The organism is Erwinia sp. S38 (assembly GCF_016624545.1).
GTDB classification, from domain to species: Bacteria; Pseudomonadota; Gammaproteobacteria; order Enterobacterales; family Enterobacteriaceae; genus Erwinia; species Erwinia coffeiphila.
Window position 1 is genome coordinate 1 of sequence record NZ_JACVTS010000074.1, and the last position, 760, is coordinate 760.

Here is a 760-nt window from a genome sequence, read left to right on the forward strand (position 1 = left end):
TAAAAAGCCTCAAGCACCGGGCGGGATTATACTTTAGCGCATGAGTTATTATATTTGTTTCTGCTCCCTATGCGTGAAACTGCGTACGGTATCGCAATTTTCGTGTAATTAATTTATTATTTCATCTGCGCATTGATCTGATGCTATTAATTAAAGTCAGTTTGTTATTTATTCGTGTTATGTGATTTGGTTATTGGTTTTATAGAGATGGTTTTGTTTTTATTAAATTAATTAACTCGGTGATATTATTAATAGCTGTAATCGATTCACTTTACTTTCTCCAGCGACGAGAATCGTAGATAGCCAAACCATCCACGCTATTTTCCTTGCTGGCCCTCAAACCATTCCCAGGCGACATAAGGTAAGTACTTTTGTTGCTCTAAAAAGGACGGGGTTATCAGCGTTCACTGATAACCCCGTTTTGATGGTGCCGTCAGCTATGCCCTGACGCATCAGCCTGAAAACGGGGGATTGCGCCCCCGTCCAGGTCGCTACTTACCGGATTCGTAAGCCATGAAGGCAGCCACCTCTCTGTCACCACTCTTCCAGCGCAATTCGCAAAGCGTCTCACGGGTAAAGTAGGTAAATATCAAAACGGTAATACAGAGTATTAACACGATAGTGATTATGGGTGGTATTTTCATCGCTCTTGCTCCTTGCATTACTGCGGGTAAGAGGCTACTCTGATGTTCTGTGGACATAGAGGATGCCTCGTTGGTGATTAACATTACCTTCGGGGCTTTCTTCTTTTTATCCCTCA

1 protein-coding gene is annotated in these 760 nt (G+C 42.5%); it reads right to left on the reverse strand.

The window, feature by feature from the left end; all coding sequences use genetic code 11:
• Nucleotides 1-491: 491 nt before the first annotated feature.
• On the reverse strand, nucleotides 492-644 hold the full coding sequence (locus tag IBT46_RS27050; protein ID WP_123333289.1) for a type I toxin-antitoxin system Hok family toxin: 153 nt from the start codon (nucleotides 642-644) through the stop codon (nucleotides 492-494).
• Between the last annotated feature and the right edge of the window lie 116 nt (nucleotides 645-760).

Bases quoted from the DNA above. Each gene is read 5' to 3' on its own strand.
- IBT46_RS27050 (WP_123333289.1), bottom strand. From the start codon at position 644: ATGAAAATACCACCCATAATCACTATCGTGTTAATACTCTGTATTACC.